The 19435-nt window shown below is 75.4% G+C and carries 5 protein-coding genes and 1 pseudogene; all 6 read left to right on the top strand.

Going from position 1 to position 19435, the window contains the following annotated elements; all coding sequences use genetic code 11:
• Positions 1 to 550 precede the first annotated feature (550 nt).
• Positions 551 to 2329 carry a non-ribosomal peptide synthetase gene (locus tag OG534_RS05060; protein ID WP_326586867.1) on the top strand — a complete coding sequence of 593 codons (1779 nt, stop codon included), beginning with the start codon at positions 551 to 553 and terminating at the stop codon, positions 2327 to 2329.
• The gene (locus OG534_RS05055; protein WP_326586866.1) at positions 2326 to 3198 is read left to right on the top strand and encodes a thioesterase II family protein; all 873 of its coding nucleotides are present in this window, start codon (positions 2326 to 2328) and stop codon (positions 3196 to 3198) included. Before OG534_RS05060 ends, OG534_RS05055 begins: the two co-directional genes overlap by 4 nt.
• Positions 3192 to 4415 (top strand): cytochrome P450, encoded by a 1224-nt coding sequence (locus OG534_RS05050; RefSeq protein ID WP_326586865.1) that lies wholly within the window; start codon positions 3192 to 3194, stop codon positions 4413 to 4415. Before OG534_RS05055 ends, OG534_RS05050 begins: the two co-directional genes overlap by 7 nt.
• A gap of 173 nt (positions 4416 to 4588) precedes the next feature.
• A complete protein-coding gene (locus tag OG534_RS05045) occupies positions 4589 to 4801 on the top strand; it encodes an MbtH family protein (protein ID WP_326586864.1) in 213 nt (70 codons plus the stop codon).
• A gap of 8 nt (positions 4802 to 4809) precedes the next feature.
• Positions 4810 to 5808: a TauD/TfdA family dioxygenase gene (locus tag OG534_RS05040; protein ID WP_326593464.1), complete on the top strand. Its 999-nt coding sequence runs from the start codon at positions 4810 to 4812 to the stop codon at positions 5806 to 5808.
• 47 nt (positions 5809 to 5855) lie between these two features.
• Positions 5856 to 19433: pseudogene (locus OG534_RS05035) on the top strand (amino acid adenylation domain-containing protein); the annotation flags it as partial.
• Positions 19434 to 19435 lie beyond the last annotated feature (2 nt).

Genomic DNA, 19435 nt, shown 5'->3' with positions numbered 1-19435 from the left:
AGGGCAGAGCCGAACTGGCCCTGCCGGTCGGGGGTCGTGGGCCGTTCGGCCGGTCCCGGGGCGCGGAGCCGGTACCAGCCGTCACCCGCCGTCGGCGGGTGACGCCGGACCCGTCCGGCAGGCCCGGGCGGAGCCCGTACCGGAGGCCGGCTGCCGCCGGGCGCGGGGCCGCGTTCTGACGGTGCCGTCCGGGCCGCAAGGCGCGGGTCGTTGGCCGCCGGGCCGAAGTGGAGCTCGTACCGCTGCGGTCCACGCCTGTCCGGGCCCGCCTGGATACGGGCGGAGCCCGTCCCGCACGGCAGTTACCGCGGGCCGACCGGGCCGAAGTGGAGCCCGTACTAATGCGGGTCACGCCGGTCCGGGCCCGTCCGGACAGGGGCGGAGCCCGTCCCGCACGTCGGATGCCGCACGCCCGGGCCGAAGCGGCGCCCGTACTACCGCCGGGCCACGCCCGTCCCGCACGGCAGTTGCCGCCGGCCGCGGCGGACGGCGTACCCGCCCATCGTGATCCACCCATCCCGTACCACCCGACAACCGAGGAGTGCCTCGCATGACCACCTTCGCCGAGCCGTCCACCGTCACCAGCGACCTGCTGTCCCGGCTGCGCGTCGCCGTCGCCGCCCACCCCGGGCGGGCCGCCGTGCACGCCGCAGACGGCAGTCTCGACTTCGCCGCCCTGGACCGCCGCACCGCCGCCCTGGCCCGCGCCCTGCGGGCAAACGGCGTCCGGCGCGGCGACCGGGTCGGGATCCACCTCGCCCGCACCTGCGACCTGCCGGTCGCCCTGCTCGCCGCCTGGCGGGCCGGCGCCGCGTACGTCCCGCTCGACCCGGCCTACCCGGCCGAGCGGATCGCCTTCATGGCCGCCGACGCCCGCCTCGCCGCCGTGGTCAGCGCCGACGCCGCGCCGCCCGTCCCGGCCGGCGTCCCGGTGCTCCGCCCGGACGCCGACGGCCCGGCGGCGGCCGACTTCATCCCGCACCCGCTCGACTCCGCCTACGTCATCCACACCTCCGGCTCCACCGGTCGCCCCAAGGGCGTGGAGGTCCCGCACGGCGCCGTCGCCGACCTCGCCGCCGCCCTCGAACTCAGTGGTGCCTACCGCCCGGAGCCGGGCGTCGTCGCCTGGAACGCCAGCGTCTCCTTCGACGCCTCCGTCCAGCAGTGGATCCGGATCTGCCGGGGCGACACCCTGGTGGTGATCGACGACACGCAGCGGGCCGACCCGGCCCGCCTCGCGCAGCTGCTCGCCGAGCACGGCGTCACCGACCTCGACCTGACCCCCTCGCACTGGCAGCTGCTCCGCGAGCCGCTGGCCGGCGCCCGTGTCCTGCGGCTGTTCATGGGCGGCGAGCCCGTGCCCGCCCGGACCTGGCGCGAACTGGCCGACGCACGCATCGACGCGCTCAACCTGTACGGGCCCACCGAGTGCACCGTCGACGCCATCACCACACCGATCACCGGCCCCGGCCCGCACCTGGGCGAACCGCTGCCCGGCGTCCGCGCCCACCTCCTGGACGACCGGCTCGCCCCCGTCACGGCGGTCGGCGCGGTCGGCGAGCTGTACCTGGCCGGGCCCGGCCTGGCGCACGGCTACCCGGGCCACCCGGGCCTGACCGCGGGCCGGTTCGTCGCGGACCCGTTCGCACCGGAGCCGGGCGCCCGGATGTACCGCACCGGAGACCAGGCCCGCCGCTCCACCGAGGGCCTGCTGGAGTACGTGGGCCGGGTGGACCGCCAGGTCAAGCTGCGCGGCTTCCGGATCGAGCCGGGCGAGGTCGAGCACGCGCTGGGCGCCCTGGCCGGCGTGAGCGCCGCCGCGGTCACCGTCCACGAGGCCGCGCCCGGGGACCACCGGCTGGCCGGCTACGTCACCGGCGCGGCCGTCCGCCCCGCCGACCTGCTCGCCGAGCTGCGCCGCACCCTGCCCGCCCACCTGGTGCCGTCCACCGTGACCGTGCTGGACGCCCTGCCGCTCACCCCGAACGGCAAGGTCGACCACCGTGCCCTGCCCGCCCCGGCGGCGCCGGCCGCGGCGCCGGCCGCGGAAGGCGGAGTCGACGAGCAGGTCGCCGAGGTCTGGCGCACCGTGCTCGGTGTGCCCGGCGTCGAACCGACCGACGACTTCCTCTCCCTCGGCGGCCACTCGCTCGCCGCCCTGCGCGTCGTCCACCTGCTGCGCCGCAAGCTCAACGTCGAGCTCCAGCTCCGCGACCTGCTGGACGCCGCCGACCTGGCCGGCTTCACCGCCGCCGTCCGGCGCGCCGCCGAGGCCGGTCCGGCCGCCGTCCGCCCCGCCCTCACCGCCCGCCGCGAGGCCGTCCGATGACCACCATGACCCCCGCGGCCGCCGCGACCACCACGACCAGCGTCACCGCCACGCTCGGCACCCCCGCCGCACGCACCGCCCGCCCCCGGGTCGAGGGCGACTGGCTGCTCGTCCCCGCGCCCCAACCGCACCGCCCCGTCCGGCTGTTCTGCTTCCCGCACGCCGGCGGCGACGCCACCGCCTACACCCCGCTGGCCCGCGCCCTGGCCCCCGTCGCCGAGGTCTGGGCGCTGCGCCCGCCGGCCCGCGGCGGCCGCAGCCGGCACCCGATGCCGCCCGACTTCGACGCCCTGGTGGCAGCCGTCGCCGAGGCACTGACCCCGCACCTGGGCGGCGGCGACGGCGGCCGGTTCGGTTTCTACGGACAGAGCTTCGGCGCCCTGCTCGCCTACGAGGTCGCCCGCGCGCTGCCCGCAGACCGCCGCCCCGAGGTGGTGGTCGTGGCCGGCGCGCCCAGCCCCGCCGAGTGGGCCGAGCGTGGGTCCAAGGACCTGGACGCGTCCGAACTCCTGCGGCTCACCGGCCTGGAGGAGATGGTCCGGGCCGATCCGGACCTGGCCGAGCTCGCCCTCGGCGCCATCCGCACCGACCTCGCCGTCAGCGCCACCTACCGGCACCGTCCGCACGCGCCGATCGGTTCCGCCCTCCACGCACTGGCCGGGGCGGACGACCCGATGCTCGCCACCACCGGCCTCGGCGGCTGGGCCGCCCACACCCGCGGGGCCTTCGGCCACCGCGTCGTCCCCGGCGGGCACCTGCTCGCCACCGTCGACCGGCCCGGCCCGGTCGACCTCCTGGCCTCGCTTCTGGCGGACCGCCAGGTATCCGTCCCGTCCCGTACCGCCGTCCCCAGGGAGCAGGAATGCTGACCACCGCCACCGCCACCGCCACCACGACCGGCACCGCCACCAGCACTGCCGTCGACCTCACCGACCCCGGCCTGTGGGCCCGGCCCGACACCCCCGCCCTGGTCGCCGACATGCGCCGCGAGGCGCCCGTCCACCTGACCGACACCGTCGACGACGGCCCGGTCTGGTCCGTGCTCACCTACCGGGAGTCGGCGGAGGTACTGCGCAACGCGGCCGTGTACAGCTCGGAGTCCGGCTCGCTGCTCGGCTCGGGGGAGGGCAAGGTGCCGGTCGGCTCGGGCCGGATGATGGCCCTCACCGACCCGCCCCGCCACCGCGACCTGCGCGCCCCCGCCAACCCGTTCTTCTCCAAGGGCGGCGTGCGCGGCGCCGCCCGCTCCATCGCCGAACGGGCCGGCGAGCTCTTCGACCGGGCCGTAGAGCAGGGCGACGTGGACCTCGTCGACGTGGTCTCCGCCCTCCCGCTCGCGGTCATGTGCGACCTGCTGGACGTGCCCGAGAAGGACCGCGAGATGGTGGTCCGGGTCTGCGACGTGGCCTTCCTCGGCCGTACTCCGGAGGAACGCCGGGCCGGACACCAGCAGTTGATCCCCTACCTGCTCCACCAGGTGATGCTGCGCCGATCCGACCCGCGCGACGACCTGATCTCGATGATGGCCACGTACAAGGTCGGCGGGCGACTGCTGCCGATCGAGGACGTGGTGCTCAACCTGGACAACATCGTGGTCGGCGGTGTCCAGACCGTCCGCCACACGGCCGCCATGGGGTTGCACACGTTGGTCCAACGGCCGGATCTGTGGCGGAAGCTGCAGCAGGGCGAGGTGTCCATGGACTCCGCCGTGGACGAGCTGCTGCGCTGGACCTCGGTGGGCCTGCACACGCTGCGCACCGCCACCCGGGACGTCGAGCTCGGCGGTCGGCAGATCCGCCGCGGCGACCGGGTCGCGGTCTGGGTGTGGTCCGCGGACCGGGACCCGGAGGCCTTCGAGCAGCCCGAGGAGATCCGCCTCGACCGCTCGCCCAACAAGCACCTCGCGCTGGGCCTGGGCGCCCACTACTGCATCGGTGCCCCGCTCGCCAAGGCGGAGCTGAGCGCGCTGTACTCGGCCGCCCTGGAGAAGGCGGCCCTCATCGAGCCGACCGGGCCCGTCACCTACAACCGCTCGATCATCAACTTCGGCCTGGACCACTTCCCGGTCCGCCTCACTCCCCGCTGAGATCCCCCGCTCCCCCCGCTGCCCCCCGCTGAGACCCCCTCCTGGGCCCCCGCTGAGCCCCCCGGCAGCGCCGTAACTGCCGCCCAGCTGCCGGAGCTTGTGCCGCTCGCGCCCGCCCGGCGCTCCTACCTTCGAATCACACCCCAGAGCTTCTCTCACCTACGGAGAACACCATGAGCAACCCGTTCGAGGACGACAACTCCGGCTACCTGGTCCTGGTCAACGACGAGAACCAGCACTCGCTCTGGCCGGTCTGGATCGACGTGCCGGCCGGCTGGACCACCGTCCACGGCGAGGCCACCCGCCAGGAGTGCCTCGACTGGATCGAGGTCAACTGGGCCGACATCCGCCCGGCGAGCCTGCTCGCCACCCTCGACCAGCGGTGAGCGCCGCCATGCCGACCTGGGAGCTGAACCCCGGCCGTCCCGCCCTCGCCCACGTGCCGGCCACCGCCGACCTCGCCGAGGCCTGCGCGTGGCTGCGGGAGAACGAGGCCGCGCTGACCGCCGCCCTGCACGAGCACGGCACGATCTTCCTGCGCGGACTGCCGGTGGCGCAGAGCGCCGACGTCGCCGCCGTCCGCGACGTGCTGATCCCCGAGCCCACCCCGTACCGGGAGAAGGCCACCCCGCGCAGCGACTTCGGCAACGGCGTCTTCTCCTCCACCGACCTGCCGCCCGCCCAGTCGATCCGGATGCACAACGAGAACAGCTACACCCTGACCTTCCCCGGCCGGCTGCTCTTCGCCTGCCTGACCGCCCCCGGGACGGGCGGCGCCACCCCGACCGCCGATGTCCGCAAGGTCCTCGCCGGGCTCCCCGACCACCTGGTGGAGCGGGGCCGGTCCTCCGGCTGGACGCTCACCCGCGCCTACTCGGACTACATCTCGCTCGGCTGGCGCACCGCCTTCGGCACCGAGGAGCGCGCCGACGTCGAGCGGTACTGCCGGGAGAACGGCATCGCCTGGGAGTGGCAGCCGGACGGCAACCTGCGCACCAGCCAGCTGCGTTCGGCCACCATCCACCACCCGCACACCGGCGAGGAGGTCTGGTTCAACCACCTGGCCTTCTGGAACGAGTGGTCGCTCGACCCGGACATCCGGGAGGCCATGGTCGACGAGTTCGGCCCGGACGGCCTGCCGTTCAACACCGGCTTCGGCGACGGCGAACCGCTCTCCCGGGAGGACGTGGACGCCCTCAACGCGGCCTACGAGGCCGCCACCGTCCGCGAGCCCTGGCAGGTCGGCGACGTGATGCTGGTCGACAACATGCTGTGCGCGCACGGCCGCGACCCGTTCGGCGGCGACCGCAAGATCGCCGTCGCGATGGGCCGCCCCGTCGACCTCCTGGACTGCCGGCCCACGGTGCACCCGACCGCCGCAGTCCCCGCCTGAGGCACCCCGAACACCATCCACGCCGTGACGTGAGCAGAGGAAGCACCGTGATCCCGGTTTCGTACGCACAACAGCGTCTCTGGCTGATCGACCAGATCGAAGGGCCGACCGCGCTCTACAACCTGCCGTTCGCGGTCCGCCTGCGCGGCACGCTCGACGCGGCCGCCCTGTGCGCCGCGACGGCGGATGTGGTGGCCCGGCACGAGGCCCTGCGCACGGTGTTCCCGGTGGTCGGGGGAGTCCCGGTGCAGCGGATCCTGCCGTCCGCGGAGGCGGAGATCGCCTTCGACACGGTGGACTGCGCACCGGGCGACTACCCCGCCCTGCGGGACCGGGCCGCCTCGCACACCTTCGATCTGAGCTGCGAACTGCCCATCAGGGTCACGGTCTTCTCACTCACCCCCACCGTCAGCCCCACCACCCCCGCCACCGGCGAGCCGTCCTCCGAGCACGTGCTGCTCGTCGTGCTCCACCACATCGCGGGCGACGGCTGGTCGCTCGGCCCGCTGCTGCGCGACCTCGCCACCGCCTACGCCGCCCGCCAGGGCGGCCGCGCCCCCGACTGGGAGCCGCTGCCGGTCCAGTACGCCGACTACGCGCTCTGGCAGCGCGAGGTGCTCGGCGAGGAGTCCGACCCCGACAGCCTGATGAGCCGCCAGCTCGACTACTGGAGAGGAGTGCTGCCGGGCCTGCCGGAGGAGCTGGAGCTGCCGGTGGACCGCCCCCGGCCGCCCGCCCCGACCGGGGCCGCCGACGCCGTGGCCTTCGGCTACGGCCCCGGCCTGCACGCCGCGCTGACCGGCCTGGCCCGCCGGCACCGCGCCACCCTGTTCTCCGTCCTCCAGGCCGGCCTCGCCGCGTTGTTCACCCGGCTCGGCGCCGGCACCGACATCCCGCTCGGAACCGGGGTGGCCGGCCGCTCCGACGAGGCGCTGAACGACCTGGTCGGCTTCTTCGTCAACACCCTGGTGCTGCGCACCGACACCTCGGGAGACCCGTCCTTCGCCGAACTCCTCGGCCGCGTCCGGGAGTCCCAGCTCGACGCCTTCGCCCACCAGGACGTGCCGTTCGAGCGGCTGGTCGAGGAGGTCAACCCGGCCCGCGCCCTCGGCCGCCACCCGCTGTTCCAGACCCTGCTCGTCCTGCAGAACCACGAGGAGGGCGAACTCGGGCTGCCGGGGCTGGAGTCGGCGCCCGAGCCGCTCGGCCTGCGGGTCGCCAAGTTCGACCTCAACATCGGCATCACCGAGCGCCACGCCCCCGACGGCGCCCCCGCCGGCCTCACCGGGTCGGTCGAGTACGCGGCCGACCTCTACGACCGCGCCACCGTCACCACCCTGTTCGAGCGCCTGGGCCGGCTGCTGGCCGCCGCGGCCGCCGACCCCGAGGCGCCGATCGGCGCCCTCGACGTCCTCGCCCCCGAGGAGCGCCGCCGCCTGCGCGACGAGTGGAACGCCACCGCCGCGCCCGTCCCGTCCGGCTCGCTGCCCGAGCTGTTCGAGGCCCAGGCCGCCCGCACCCCCGACGCGGTCGCGCTCGCCCACGACGGCGGCGCCGTCGGTTACGCCGAACTCAACACCCGCGCCAACCGGCTGGCCCACCACCTGATCGCCCGCGGCGTCGGCCCGGAGTCCCCGGTCGCCCTGCTGATGGAGCGCTCGGCCGACCTGGTCGTCGCCACCCTGGCCGTGCTCAAGGCCGGAGGCTGCTACGTCCCCATGCACGCGAGCCTGCCGCCGGAGCGGATGGCCGCGCTGCTCGCCGACACCGCCGCCCCCGTCCTGCTCACCGACCGCGCCGACCCGGGCTTCCCGCACACCGCCGTCGTGGTCCGCCCCGGCGACGAGACGGCCGCCCCGGCGCACGACCCCGGCATCCCGGTCCACCCCGACCGGCTCGCGTACGTGATGTTCACCTCCGGCTCCACCGGCACCCCCAAGGGCGTCGCCGTCCGCCACCGCGACGTGGTCGACCTCGCCGCCGACCGCCGCTGGCAGGACGGCCGGCACCAGCGGATCCTGCTGCACTCCCCGCACGCCTTCGACGCCGCCACCTACGAGCTGTGGACGCCGCTGCTGTCCGGCGGCACGGTGGTCGTCGCCCCGCCCGGGAACCTGGACGCCGCCGCCCTGCACGCCGTCGCCACCCGGCACCGGGTCACCGCCGTCTTCCTCACCAAGGCGCTCTTCGACCTGGTCGCCGAGCAGGCCCCGGAGACCTTCCGCGCCCTGCGGACCGTCTGCACCGGCGGCGAGGCCGCCTCCGCCACCCTCATGCGGCGCGTCCTCGACCACTGCCCCGACCTGCTGCTCGCCCACGTCTACGGGCCCACCGAGGCCACCACCTTCGCGACCCACCACCCCCTCGCCCCCGCCGACCTGGCCGGCCCCCGGCCGCCGATCGGCGCCCCGCTCGACAACATGCGCGCCCACGTCCTCGACGCCCGGCTGCAGCCCGTCCCGCCCGGCGTCCCCGGCGAGCTGTACGTGGCGGGAGCCGGCCTGGCCCGCGGCTACTGGCACCGGCCCGCGCTGACCGCCGAGCGCTTCGTCGCCGACCCGTACGCGCCGGGGGAACGGATGTACCGCACCGGCGACCTGGTCCGCCGCCGGGCCGACGGCGCGATCGAGTTCCTCGGCAGGATCGACGGCCAGGTCAAGCTGCGCGGCTTCCGGATCGAGCTCGGCGAGATCGAGGCCGTGCTCTCCCGCCACCCCGCCGTCCGCCAGGTCATCGTGATCCCCCGCGAGGACCGCCCCGGCGACACCCGGCTGGTCGGCTACTGCTCGGTGCTCGGCCCCACCCTCGACGAGCACCCCGAACTCGCCGCCGAGATCAAGCGGTTCGCCGCCGAGACCCTCCCCGGCTACATGGTCCCCTCGGCCGTGGTCGTCCTGCCCGCGCTGCCGCTCAACGCCAACGGCAAGGTCGACCGGCGCGCACTGCCCGCCCCCGAGCAGGCCGCCGACACCGCCGGCCGCGCCCCGCGCGACGAGCGCGAGCAAGCCCTGTGCACGCTCTTCGGGGAGATCCTCGGCATCGACGACATCACCATCGACGACGACTTCTTCGAACTCGGCGGGCACTCCCTGCTGGCGACCCGCCTGGTCGGCCGGGCACGCACCGAGCTCGGCGCCGAACTCGCCATCAGCGACCTCTTCCAGGCCCCGACCGTCGCCGACCTCGCCGCCCGGCTCGCCACCAAGCCGGCCCGGCCCGCCCTGCGCCCCGAGCCCCGGCCCGATCGTCTGCCGGTCTCCTTCGCGCAGCGCCGGCTGTGGTTCCTCGGCCAGGCCGAGGGACCCTCCGCCACCTACAACGTCACCCTCGCCCTCCGGCTCACCGGCCCCCTGGACGCGGACGCCCTGGAACGCGCCCTCGGCGACGTCGTCGCCCGCCACGAGACGCTCCGTACGGTCTTCGGCGAACACGACGGCGTCCCGTACCAGCGGGTCCTGCCCGCGCCCCCGGCCCCGCTGCTCACCGTCACCGACCGCCCCGTGCAGGAACTGACCGGCCACACCTTCGACCTGGCCGTCGACGTACCGCTGCACGCCTACCTGCGCCCCGAGTCCCCCGACGAGCACGTCCTGCTCCTGGTGATGCACCACATCGCAAGCGACGGTTGGTCGCTGCGGCCGCTCTTCCGCGACCTCGCCGACGCCTACACCGCCCGGCTCGGCGGTGAGCTGCCGGTGTGGGAGCCGCTGCCGGTCCAGTACGCCGACTACACCCTCTGGCAGTACCGGCTGCTCGGCGCGGACACCGACCCGCAGTCCCAGCTCACCCGCCAGCTCGACCACTGGAGGCAGACGCTGGCCGGCCTGCCGGACGAGCTGCCGCTCCCGCTGGACCGCCCCCGCCCGGCGGTCGCCGGCCACCGGGGCGACGTCGTCCCGCTGGAGCTGGACGCGGACCTGCACGTGCGGCTCGCCGAGCTGGCCGCCGGGCACGGCGCCACCCTCTTCATGGTGCTCCAGGCCGCCTACGCCACCCTGCTGCACCGCTTCGGCGCCGGCGACGACCTGCCGATCGGCACCCCGCTGGCCGGCCGCCTCGACCCGGCCCTCGACGAGCTGGTCGGCTTCTTCGCCAACACCCTGGTCCTGCGCACCGACCTCACCGGCCGGCCCACCTTCGCCGAGCTGCTGACCCGCGTCCGGGAGGCCGACCTGGCGGCCTACGCGCACCAGGACGTGCCGTTCGAGCGGCTGGTCGAGGAGCTCAACCCGGCCCGCACGCTGGCCCGTCACCCGCTCTTCCAGGTGATGATCGCCTTCGACAACACCGCGGGCGGTGGCCCCGAGTTCCCCGGCACCCGCACCGCCTACGAACCGCTAGGCCTGCCCGCCACCGCTTTCGACCTCACCCTCAACCTCTCCGAGCGCCACCACCCGGACGGCACCCCGGCCGGCCTGGAAGGCGGCCTGGAGTTCGCGACCGACCTGTTCGAGCGGACCACCGCCGAACGGCTCGCCGAGGCCCTGCTGCGCCTGCTCGCCCAGGCCGCCGACGACCCGCACCGCCCGGTCGCCGAACTGGACGTGCTGGGCGACGCCGGCCGGGCCGCGCTGGCCGCGTGGCACGACACCGCCCGGCCCGGCGCGGATGTCCTCGTACCGGAGGCCTTCGCCGCCCAGGCTGCCGCGACCCCGGACGACACCGCCCTGGTCTTCGGGGAGACCCGGCTGACCTATGCCGAGCTGGACGCCCGGTCGAGCCGCCTCGCCCACGGCCTGATCGCCGCCGGCGCCGGCCCGGAGGACGTGGTCGCGCTCGCCCTGCCGCGTTCCGCCGAGTCGCTCGTCGCGGTCCTCGCCGTGCTCAAGGCCGGCGCGGCCTTCCTCCCGCTGGACGCCGAGTACCCCCGCGACCGGATCGTCCACATGCTGGCCGACGCCCGCCCGGCGGCCGTCCTCACCGGCGCCGGCTGGCCGCTGCCCGAGGTGCTGGACGGCCTCGCCGTCCTGGACGCCGACGAGCGGACCTGGGCCGAGCGGCCCGCCGAGGCCCCGCCCGTCCGCGTCACTCCGTCCCACGCCGCGTACGTGATCTACACGTCGGGCTCCACCGGCCGCCCCAAGGGCGTGGTGGTCCGCCACGGCGGCCTCGCCAACCTGCTCGCCTTCCACCGCGACGAAACCATCGCCGCCGCCCGACAGGCCCGCCCGGGGCGCAGGTTCACGTTCGCCCAAGCCGCCTCGCTCTCCTTCGACACGGCCCTCGAGGCGCTGCTGTGGATGGTCAACGGCCACGAACTCCACCTGCTCGACGACGACCTGCGCCGCGACGCCGCCGCGATCGTCCGCCACGCCGAGCGGACCGGCGCCGACGTCCTCGACGTCACCCCCGGCCAGGCCGAGCGGCTGGTCGAGGAGGGCCTGCTCGACCGCTGCCCGCCGGCCCTGCTGATGGTCGGCGGCGAGGCCCTCGGCCAGACCCTCTCGGCCGCCCTCACCGCGGCCGCCGACACCGTCGTGCTCAACATGTACGGCCCCACCGAGTGCACCGTCGACGCGCTGTACCACCGGCTCTCCGGCGACCCGCGCCCGCTCATCGGCCGCCCGCTGCCCAACCTGCGCGCGCACGTCCTGGACGCCGGCCTGCGGCCCGTCCCGCCCGGCGTACCCGGCGAGCTGTACCTGAGCGGCGCCGGCCTGGCCCGCGGCTACCTGGGCCGCCCCGCGCTGACCGCCGAGCGCTTCGTGGCCGACCCGTTCGCGCCGGGGGAGCGGATGTACCGCACCGGCGACCTCGCCCGGCGCCGCCCGGACGGCCGGGTCGAGTACCTGGGCCGCACCGACCACCAGGTCAAGGTCCGCGGCTTCCGGATCGAACCGGGCGAGATCGAGACCGTCCTGACCGCGCACCCCGACGTCCTCCAGGCCGCGGTGCTGCCCCATGAGGACAGTACGGACGGCGCGGCCGGAACCCGGCTGGCCGCCTACGTCGTGGCGCGCACCCCGCTCGACCCGGCCGCGCTGCGCGCCCACGCGGCCGCCGCCCTGCCGGACTACATGGTCCCGGCCGCCTTCACGACGCTCGACGCGCTGCCTCTGGGCGTCAACGGCAAGCTCGACCGAGCCGCGCTGCCCGCCCCCGACTTCGCGGCGGCCACCGGCGGCCGGGCCGCCCGCACGGCGCGCGAGGAGATCCTCTGCGGCCTGTTCGGCGAGGTGCTCGGCGTGACGGGGCCGGTCTCCGTCGACGACGACTTCTTCGCCCTCGGCGGCCACTCGCTGCTCGCCACGAGGCTGCTCAGTCGGGTTCGTTCGGTGCTGGACGCCGAACTCGGCATCCGGGACGTCTTCGAGGCGCCGACCGTCGCCGGCCTGGCCCAGCGGCTGGACGGCGCCACGACCCGTCCCGCGCCGGCCGCGGGCGAGCGCCCCGAACGCCTGCCGCTCTCCTCCGCCCAGCAGCGGCTCTGGCTGATCGACCGGATGGAGGGACCGAGCGCGCTCTACAACATGCCGCTCGCGCTGCGCCTCACCGGCCCGCTCGACCCGGCCGCCCTGGAACGAGCCCTCGGCGACCTGGTCGCCCGCCACGAGATCCTGCGCACCGTCATCGCCGAGCACGACGGCGAGCCCCACCAGCTGGTCCTCGCCCCCGCCGACGCCACACCCCCGGTCGAACTGCTCGACTGCGCACCGGAGTCGGTGGACGCCGAAGTCGACCGGGCCGCCCGCCGCCCCTTCGACCTGGCCGCCGAACCGCCCGTCCGGGTCACCCTGCTCCGGGTAGCCCCCGAGGAGCACGTGCTGGTCGTCGCGCTGCACCACATCGTGGGCGACGGCTGGTCGATGGGCCCGCTGCTGCGCGACCTCACCGACGCCTACACCGCCCGCCAGGGCGGCTCGGCGCCCGGGTGGGACGCGCTGCCCGTCCAGTACGCGGACTACGCACTCTGGCAGCGCGAACTGCTCGGTGCGGAGACCGACCCCGACAGCCTGGTCTCCCGCCAGCTCGCCTACTGGCGCGACACCCTGGCCGACCTCCCGGAGGAGCTCACGCTCCCCGTCGACCGGCCGCGCGGAGCCCGCGCCGACCACCGGGGCGACCGGATCGCCCTGGCCATCGACGCCGAACTGCACCGCTCACTGGTCGAGTTGAGCCGAGAGCACCGGGTCACCCTGTTCATGACCTTCCAGGCCGCACTCGCCGCGCTGCTCACCCGGCTCGGGGCCGGCACCGACGTGCCGATCGGCTCGGTGGTGGCCGGCCGCTCGGACGAGGCACTGGACGACCTGATCGGCTTCTTCGTCAACACCCTCGTCCTGCGCACCGACACCTCCGGCGACCCCACCTTCGCCGAACTCCTCGGCCGCGTCCGGGAGACCGGTCTCGGCGCCTACGCCCATCAGGACGTGCCGTTCGAGCGGCTGGTCGAGGAGCTCAACCCGGCCCGCTCACTGGCCCGCCACCCGCTCTTCCAGGTGGCGATGGTCCTCCAGTCCAACGCCGGGGCCGAGCTGGAACCGGCCGGCCTGCGGGCCGAGGCGCTGCCGGCGGACACCGGCGTCGCCAAGTTCGACCTCAACGTCACGCTGGAGGAGTTCTTCGGCGCGGACGGAGCGCCCGCCGGTCTGGACTGCGCGATCGACTTCGCCACCGACCTGTTCGACCGGGAGACCGTCGAGTCCATCGCCGCCCGTTTCGGCCGGCTGCTGGCGGCCATGACGGCCCGCGCCGACCAGCGGATCGGCCGCGCCGACCTGCTGGCCGAGGACGAGCGCGCCGCACTCCTCGGCGGCCACCGGCCGCTTCCCGCCCAACTCCCGCTGATCCCATCCGCCTTCGCGGACCGGGTGGCGGCCGCGCCGGACCTCACGGCCCTGGTCTTCGGGGAGACCCGGCTGACCTACGCCGAGCTGGACGCCCGCGCGAACCGCCTCGCCCACGGCCTGCGGGCCGCCGGCATCGGACCCGAGGACGTGGTCGCGCTCGCCCTGCCCCGCTCGGTGGAGACGGTGGTCTCCCAGCTCGCCGTGCTCAAGGCCGGTGCGGCCTTCCTCCCGCTGGACGCCGAGTACCCGCTGGAGCGCACCGCCCACATGCTGGCCGACGCCCGCCCGGCGGCCGTCCTCACCCACTCCGGCTGGCCGCTGCCCGAGGCGCTGGACGGCCTCACCGTCCTGGACGCCGGCGAACAGAACTGGGCCGACAGGCCCGCCGACACCCCGCCCGTCCGCGTCACCCCGTCCCACGCCGCCTACGTCATCTACACCTCCGGCTCCACCGGCCGCCCCAAGGGCGTGGTGGTGAGCCACGGTGCGATCGCCGGCCTGCTGGCCGCCCACCGGGCGGAGACCTTCGGCGAGCCCGAGCGGACGCACGGCCGGCTGCGCGCCGCACTGACCGCCTCGCTCTGCTTCGACGCCTCCTGGAACAGCCTGCTGTGGATGGTCGCCGGCCACGAGCTGCACCTGATCGGCGAGGACCTGCGCCGTGACCCGGCCGCCCTGGTCCGGCACATCCGCACGGCGGGCGTCGACGCCGTCCAGTTCACCCCCACCTACGCCGAACAGCTCATTGCCGAGGGCCTGTTGGACGCGCCCGCGCCGCGCGTGGTGCTGCTCGGCGGCGAACCGATCGGCCAGGCGCTGTGGACCCGCCTGCGCGAGGCCCCGGACACCACCGGCCACAACCTCTACGGGCCCACCGAGTGCACCGTCGACACCCTGCTCCAGGCGTACGGCGACTCGGAGCGCCCCACCATGGGTCACACCGTCCTCGGCACCCGCGCCTACGTCCTCGACGAGCACCTGAACCCCGTCCCCGCCGGCGTCCCCGGCGAGCTGTACCTGGCCGGCGACAGCCTGGCCCGCGGCTACCTGGGCCGCCCGGCGCTCACCGCCGAGCGCTTCGTGGCCGACCCGTTCGCGCCGGGAGAGCGGATGTATCGCACCGGCGACCTGGTCCGCCGCGGCCGCGACGGCCGGATCGATTACCTGGGACGCACCGACCACCAGGTCAAGATCCGCGGCTTCCGGATCGAACCCGGCGAGATCGAGCAGGCGCTGACCCGGCACCCGGCCGTCCGCCAAGCCGTGGTCACCCCGCACGAGAGCGCGGACGGCGACCGCCGCCTGGTCGCCCACTGCGCGGTCACCGCGCCCAGCCCCGAACTCGCCGTCGAACTGCGGAGGTTCGTTGCGCAGACCCTCCCCGCCTACATGGTCCCGGCGGCGGTCGTCACCCTCGACGCGCTGCCGCTGACCGGCAGCGGCAAGGTCGACCGGCGCGCCCTGCCCGCCCCCGACTTCCAGCTCTTCGCCGGCGGCCGGGCCGCCCGGACGGCGCGCGAGGAACTGTTCTGCGGCCTGTTCGGCGAGGTGCTCGGCGTGACGGGTCCGGTCTCCGTCGACGACGACTTCTTCGCCCTCGGCGGCCACTCGCTGCTCGCCATGAAGGTGGTCAGCCGGGTCCGCACGCTGTTCGCGGCCGAGATCGACGTCCGGGACGTCTTCGAGGCGCCGACGGTGGCCGGCCTGGCCCAGCGGCTGGACGGCGCCGGGGGCCGGCTCGCACTGACGCCCGGCGAGCGCCCGGAACGGCTTCCGCTGTCCTTCGCCCAGCAGCGGCTCTGGCTGATCGACCGGATGGAAGGCCCCAGCGCCCTCTACAACCTCCCGCTCGCCCTGCGCGTCACCGGCCCGCTCGACCCGGCCGCCCTCGAACTCGCCCTCGGCGACCTGGTCGCCCGGCACGAGATCCTGCGCACGCTGATCACCGAGCAGGACGGCGAGCCCCGGCAGCGGATCGTCCATCCCGCCGAGGCCCGGGTGCCCTTCGAACGCCACACCACCCCGCCCGCCGACCCGGCGGCCGCCCTGGCCGAGTGCACCTCCCTCCCCTTCGACCTCGCCTCCGAACTCCCCGTACGCGCCCACCTGTTCCCGCTCGCCGCCGGCGAGCTCGCCGCCCACGAGTCCGGTGCCGACGAGGTCGCCGCGGCCGAGCACGGTGCCGACGAGCACCTGCTCGTCCTCGTCCTGCACCACATCGCCGGCGACGGCTGGTCCATGGACCCGCTGCTGCGCGACCTGGCCGCCGCCTACGCCGCCCGCCGCGACGGATCGGTGCCCCAGTGGCAGCCGCTGCCGGTGCAGTACGCCGACTACGCGCTCTGGCAGCGCGAGCTGCTCGGCGACGAGGAGGACCAGGAGAGCCTGGTCTCCCGCCAGCTCGGCTACTGGCGGGACGCCCTGGCCGGGCTCCCCGAGGAGCTGTCGCTCCCGGTGGACCGCCCCCGGCGGGCGGACAGCAGCCACCGCGGCGACCGCGTCGTCCTCCCGCTCGGTGCCGCACTGCACCGGTCGCTGGTCGACGTGTCGCGTGAGCACCGGGTCACGATGTTCATGACCCTGCAGGCCGGGCTCGCCGCGCTCCTCACCCGGCTCGGGGCCGGTACCGACGTACCGATCGGGTCGGTCGTCGCCGGCCGCTCGGACGAGGCGCTGGAGGACCTGGTCGGCTTCTTCGTCAACACCCTCGTCCTGCGCACCGACACCTCCGGCGACCCGACCTTCACCGATCTGCTCCACCGCGTCCGGGAGACCCAACTCGACGCCCACGCCCACCAGGACGTGCCCTTCGAGCGGCTGGTCGAGGAACTCAACCCGGCCCGCTCACTGGCCCGGCACCCGCTCTTCCAGGTGATGCTGCTGCTCCAGGGCGGGGGCGGTACCGGCACGCCGGGCGGTTCCGGCGAGGCGCCGCTCGACCTGGCGGGCCTGGCGGCCACCGTCGAACCGGTCGGCGGGTACGTCGCCAAGTTCGACCTCTCCATCGCCATGGGCGAGTCCTTCGACGCCGACGGCGCGCCCGCCGGGCTGGAATGCGCGATCGACTTCGCCACCGACCTGTTCGACCGGGAGACCGTCGAGTCCCTGGCGGTCCGGCTGGGCCGCCTCCTGACGGCGGTGGCCGCCCGCCCCGATCGGCCGATCGGCGGGGTCGAGCTGCTCTCCGCCGCCGAGCGCGCGGAACTCCGCGGCCATGGCGACGCGTTGCCGGCGGACGTTCCGCTGCTGCCCGCCGCCTTCGAGGCCCAAGCGGCCCGCACCCCGGACGCGACCGCCCTGGTCGCCGGGGACACCCGGCTCAGCTGGGCCGAGCTGAACACCCGCGCCAACCGGCTCGCCCACCGCCTCACGGCCGCGGGCGCCGGCCCGGACTCGGTGGTCGCCCTGGCCCTGCCGCGCTCCGCGGAGACTGTGATCGCCCTGATCGCCGTCCTCAAGGCCGGAGCCGCCTCGCTCCCGCTGGACGCCGAGTACCCGGCCGACCGGACCGCCGCCATGCTGGCCGACGCCGCGCCCGCGCTGGCCGTGACCGGCGACGGCTGGCCGCTGCCCGAACTGCTCGCCGGCCTGCCCGTCCTGGCGGCGGCACCGGCGGCCTCGGCGGACGAAACCGACCACCACGCCGTCGCCCGCGACGTCGCCGACAACCCGCCGCCCCGCGCCGTCGCCCGCGACGCCGCCTACGTCATCTACACCTCCGGCTCCACCGGCCGCCCCAAGGGCGTCGTGGTCAGCCACGGTTCGATCGCCGCACTGCTCGCCTCGCACCGCTCAGCCACCGGCCCGATCGGCGCCACCGAGCGCCAGTACGGCCGTCGGCGCGTCGCACTCACCGCCTCGCTCTGCTTCGACGCCTCCTGGGACGGCCTGCTCTGGCTGATCGCCGGCCACGAACTGCACCTGATCGGCGACGAGGTCCGCCGCGACGCCGCCGCGCTCGTCCGGCACCTCCGGACGGAGTCCGTCGACGTCCTTGAGATCACCCCCTCCTACGCCGAACAACTCCTCGACGAGGGACTGCTGGACGCGCCCGCGCCGCGCGTGGTGCTGCTCGGCGGCGAGGCCGTCGGCCAGTCCCTGTGGACCCGCCTGCGCGAGGCACCCGCGACCACCGCACACAACCTCTACGGCCCCACCGAATCCACCGTCGACGCACTCACCCAGCCGTTCGCCGCCACCGAACGCCCCGCCCTCGGCCGCACCGTCTTCGGTACCCGCGCCCACGTCCTCGACGCGCACCTGAACCCCGTACCGCCCGGCGTCCCGGGCGAGCTGTACCTGGCGGGCGCCGGCCTGGCCCGCGGCTACCTCGGGCGTCCGGCGCTCACCGCCGAGCGCTTCGTGGCCGACCCGTTCGCGCCGGGGGAACGGATGTACCGCACCGGCGACCTGGTGCGCCGCACCCGGGACGGCAACCTCGACTACCTGGGACGCACCGACCACCAGGTCAAGATCCGCGGCTTCCGGATCGAACCCGGCGAGATCGAGCACGTGCTGACGCGCCACCCCCGGGTCCACGCCGCCACCGTGACGGTCCACGAGGACGGCGCCGCCGGTCCCCGGCTGGTCGCCCACGTCGTGGTGGACGGCCCGCTCGACCACGCCGAACTGCGCGCCTTCGCCGCGGAGTCGCTGCCGGGCCACATGCTCCCGGCCGCCGTCGTCCCTCTCGACGCGCTGCCCCTGACCGCCAGCGGCAAGGTCGACCGGCGCGCGCTCCCCGCCCCCGACTTCCTCTCCTCGCCCACCGGCCGCGCACCCCGGACACCGCACGAGGAGCTGCTCTGCGGCCTCTTCGCCGAGGTCCTCGGCCTCCCGGGCCCGGTCTCCATCGACGACGGCTTCTTCGACCTCGGCGGCCATTCCCTCCTGGCGATGAAGCTGCTCGGCCGGATCCGGACCGCGCTCGGCGCCGACCTCGGCATGCGGGCGCTCTTCGAAGCCCCCACCGTCGCCGCCCTGGGCCATCGCCTCACCCGGGACTCCGAACGGGACTCCGAACGGAACGCAGGCCGGGACCTCGATCTCGACCGGGGCGGCGCGGCAGCCGCCGACGCCGACAGCGCCCTCGACGTCCTCCTCCCGCTGCGCGCCGGCGGCGCCAGAGCCCCGCTGTTCTGCGTCCACCCCGCCGCGGGCATCAGCTGGGTCTACTCCGGACTGCTGCGCCACCTCGACCCGGACCGCCCGGTCCACGGCCTCCAGGCGCGCGGTCTGCGCGGAGGCTCCCCGTCCTCCGTCACCGAGATCGCCGAGGACTACGTACGGCAGATCCGCGCAGTCCAGCCGGAGGGGCCGTACCACCTGCTCGGCTGGTCCTTCGGCGGGGTGGTCGCCCAGGCGATGGCCGTCGCCCTCCAGGCGGAGGGCCAGGACATCGCCCTGCTCGCCCTCCTCGACGCCCTGCCCGCCGACCCCGCCCGGTACGCCGCCGCCGGCGCCGCCCCGTCCTCGGACGACCCGGTCGACACCCTCGCCGAGCTCCTCGCCTCGCTCGGCTACGACCCGGCCGACGGACGCGGCCAGGCCGACCTCACCGCACTCCTCGGCGAGGCCGCCGGCGTCCTGCCCGACGTGTTCGAGCTGCACCGCAAGCTGATGGCCGAGCACGTACCGGACCGCTACCGGGGCGACGCCGTCTTCTTCGGCGCCACCCTCGACAAGCCCGCCGACTGGCCCTACGCGGCGGCCTGGCACCCGTACGTCGACGGCCGCGTCGAGGAGCACCGCATCACCTGCACACACGGCGCCATGACGCGGCCGGAGCCCGTCGCACGGATCGCCGCAGTGCTCGCCGAGAAGCTTGGAGCGTGACC

It is taken from the genome of Streptomyces sp. NBC_01294, assembly GCF_035917235.1.
GTDB classification, from domain to species: domain Bacteria; phylum Actinomycetota; class Actinomycetes; order Streptomycetales; family Streptomycetaceae; genus Streptomyces; species Streptomyces caledonius.
Note: the sequence above shows the minus strand (reverse complement) of the source record. Positions and strands in the feature narration are given on the sequence as shown.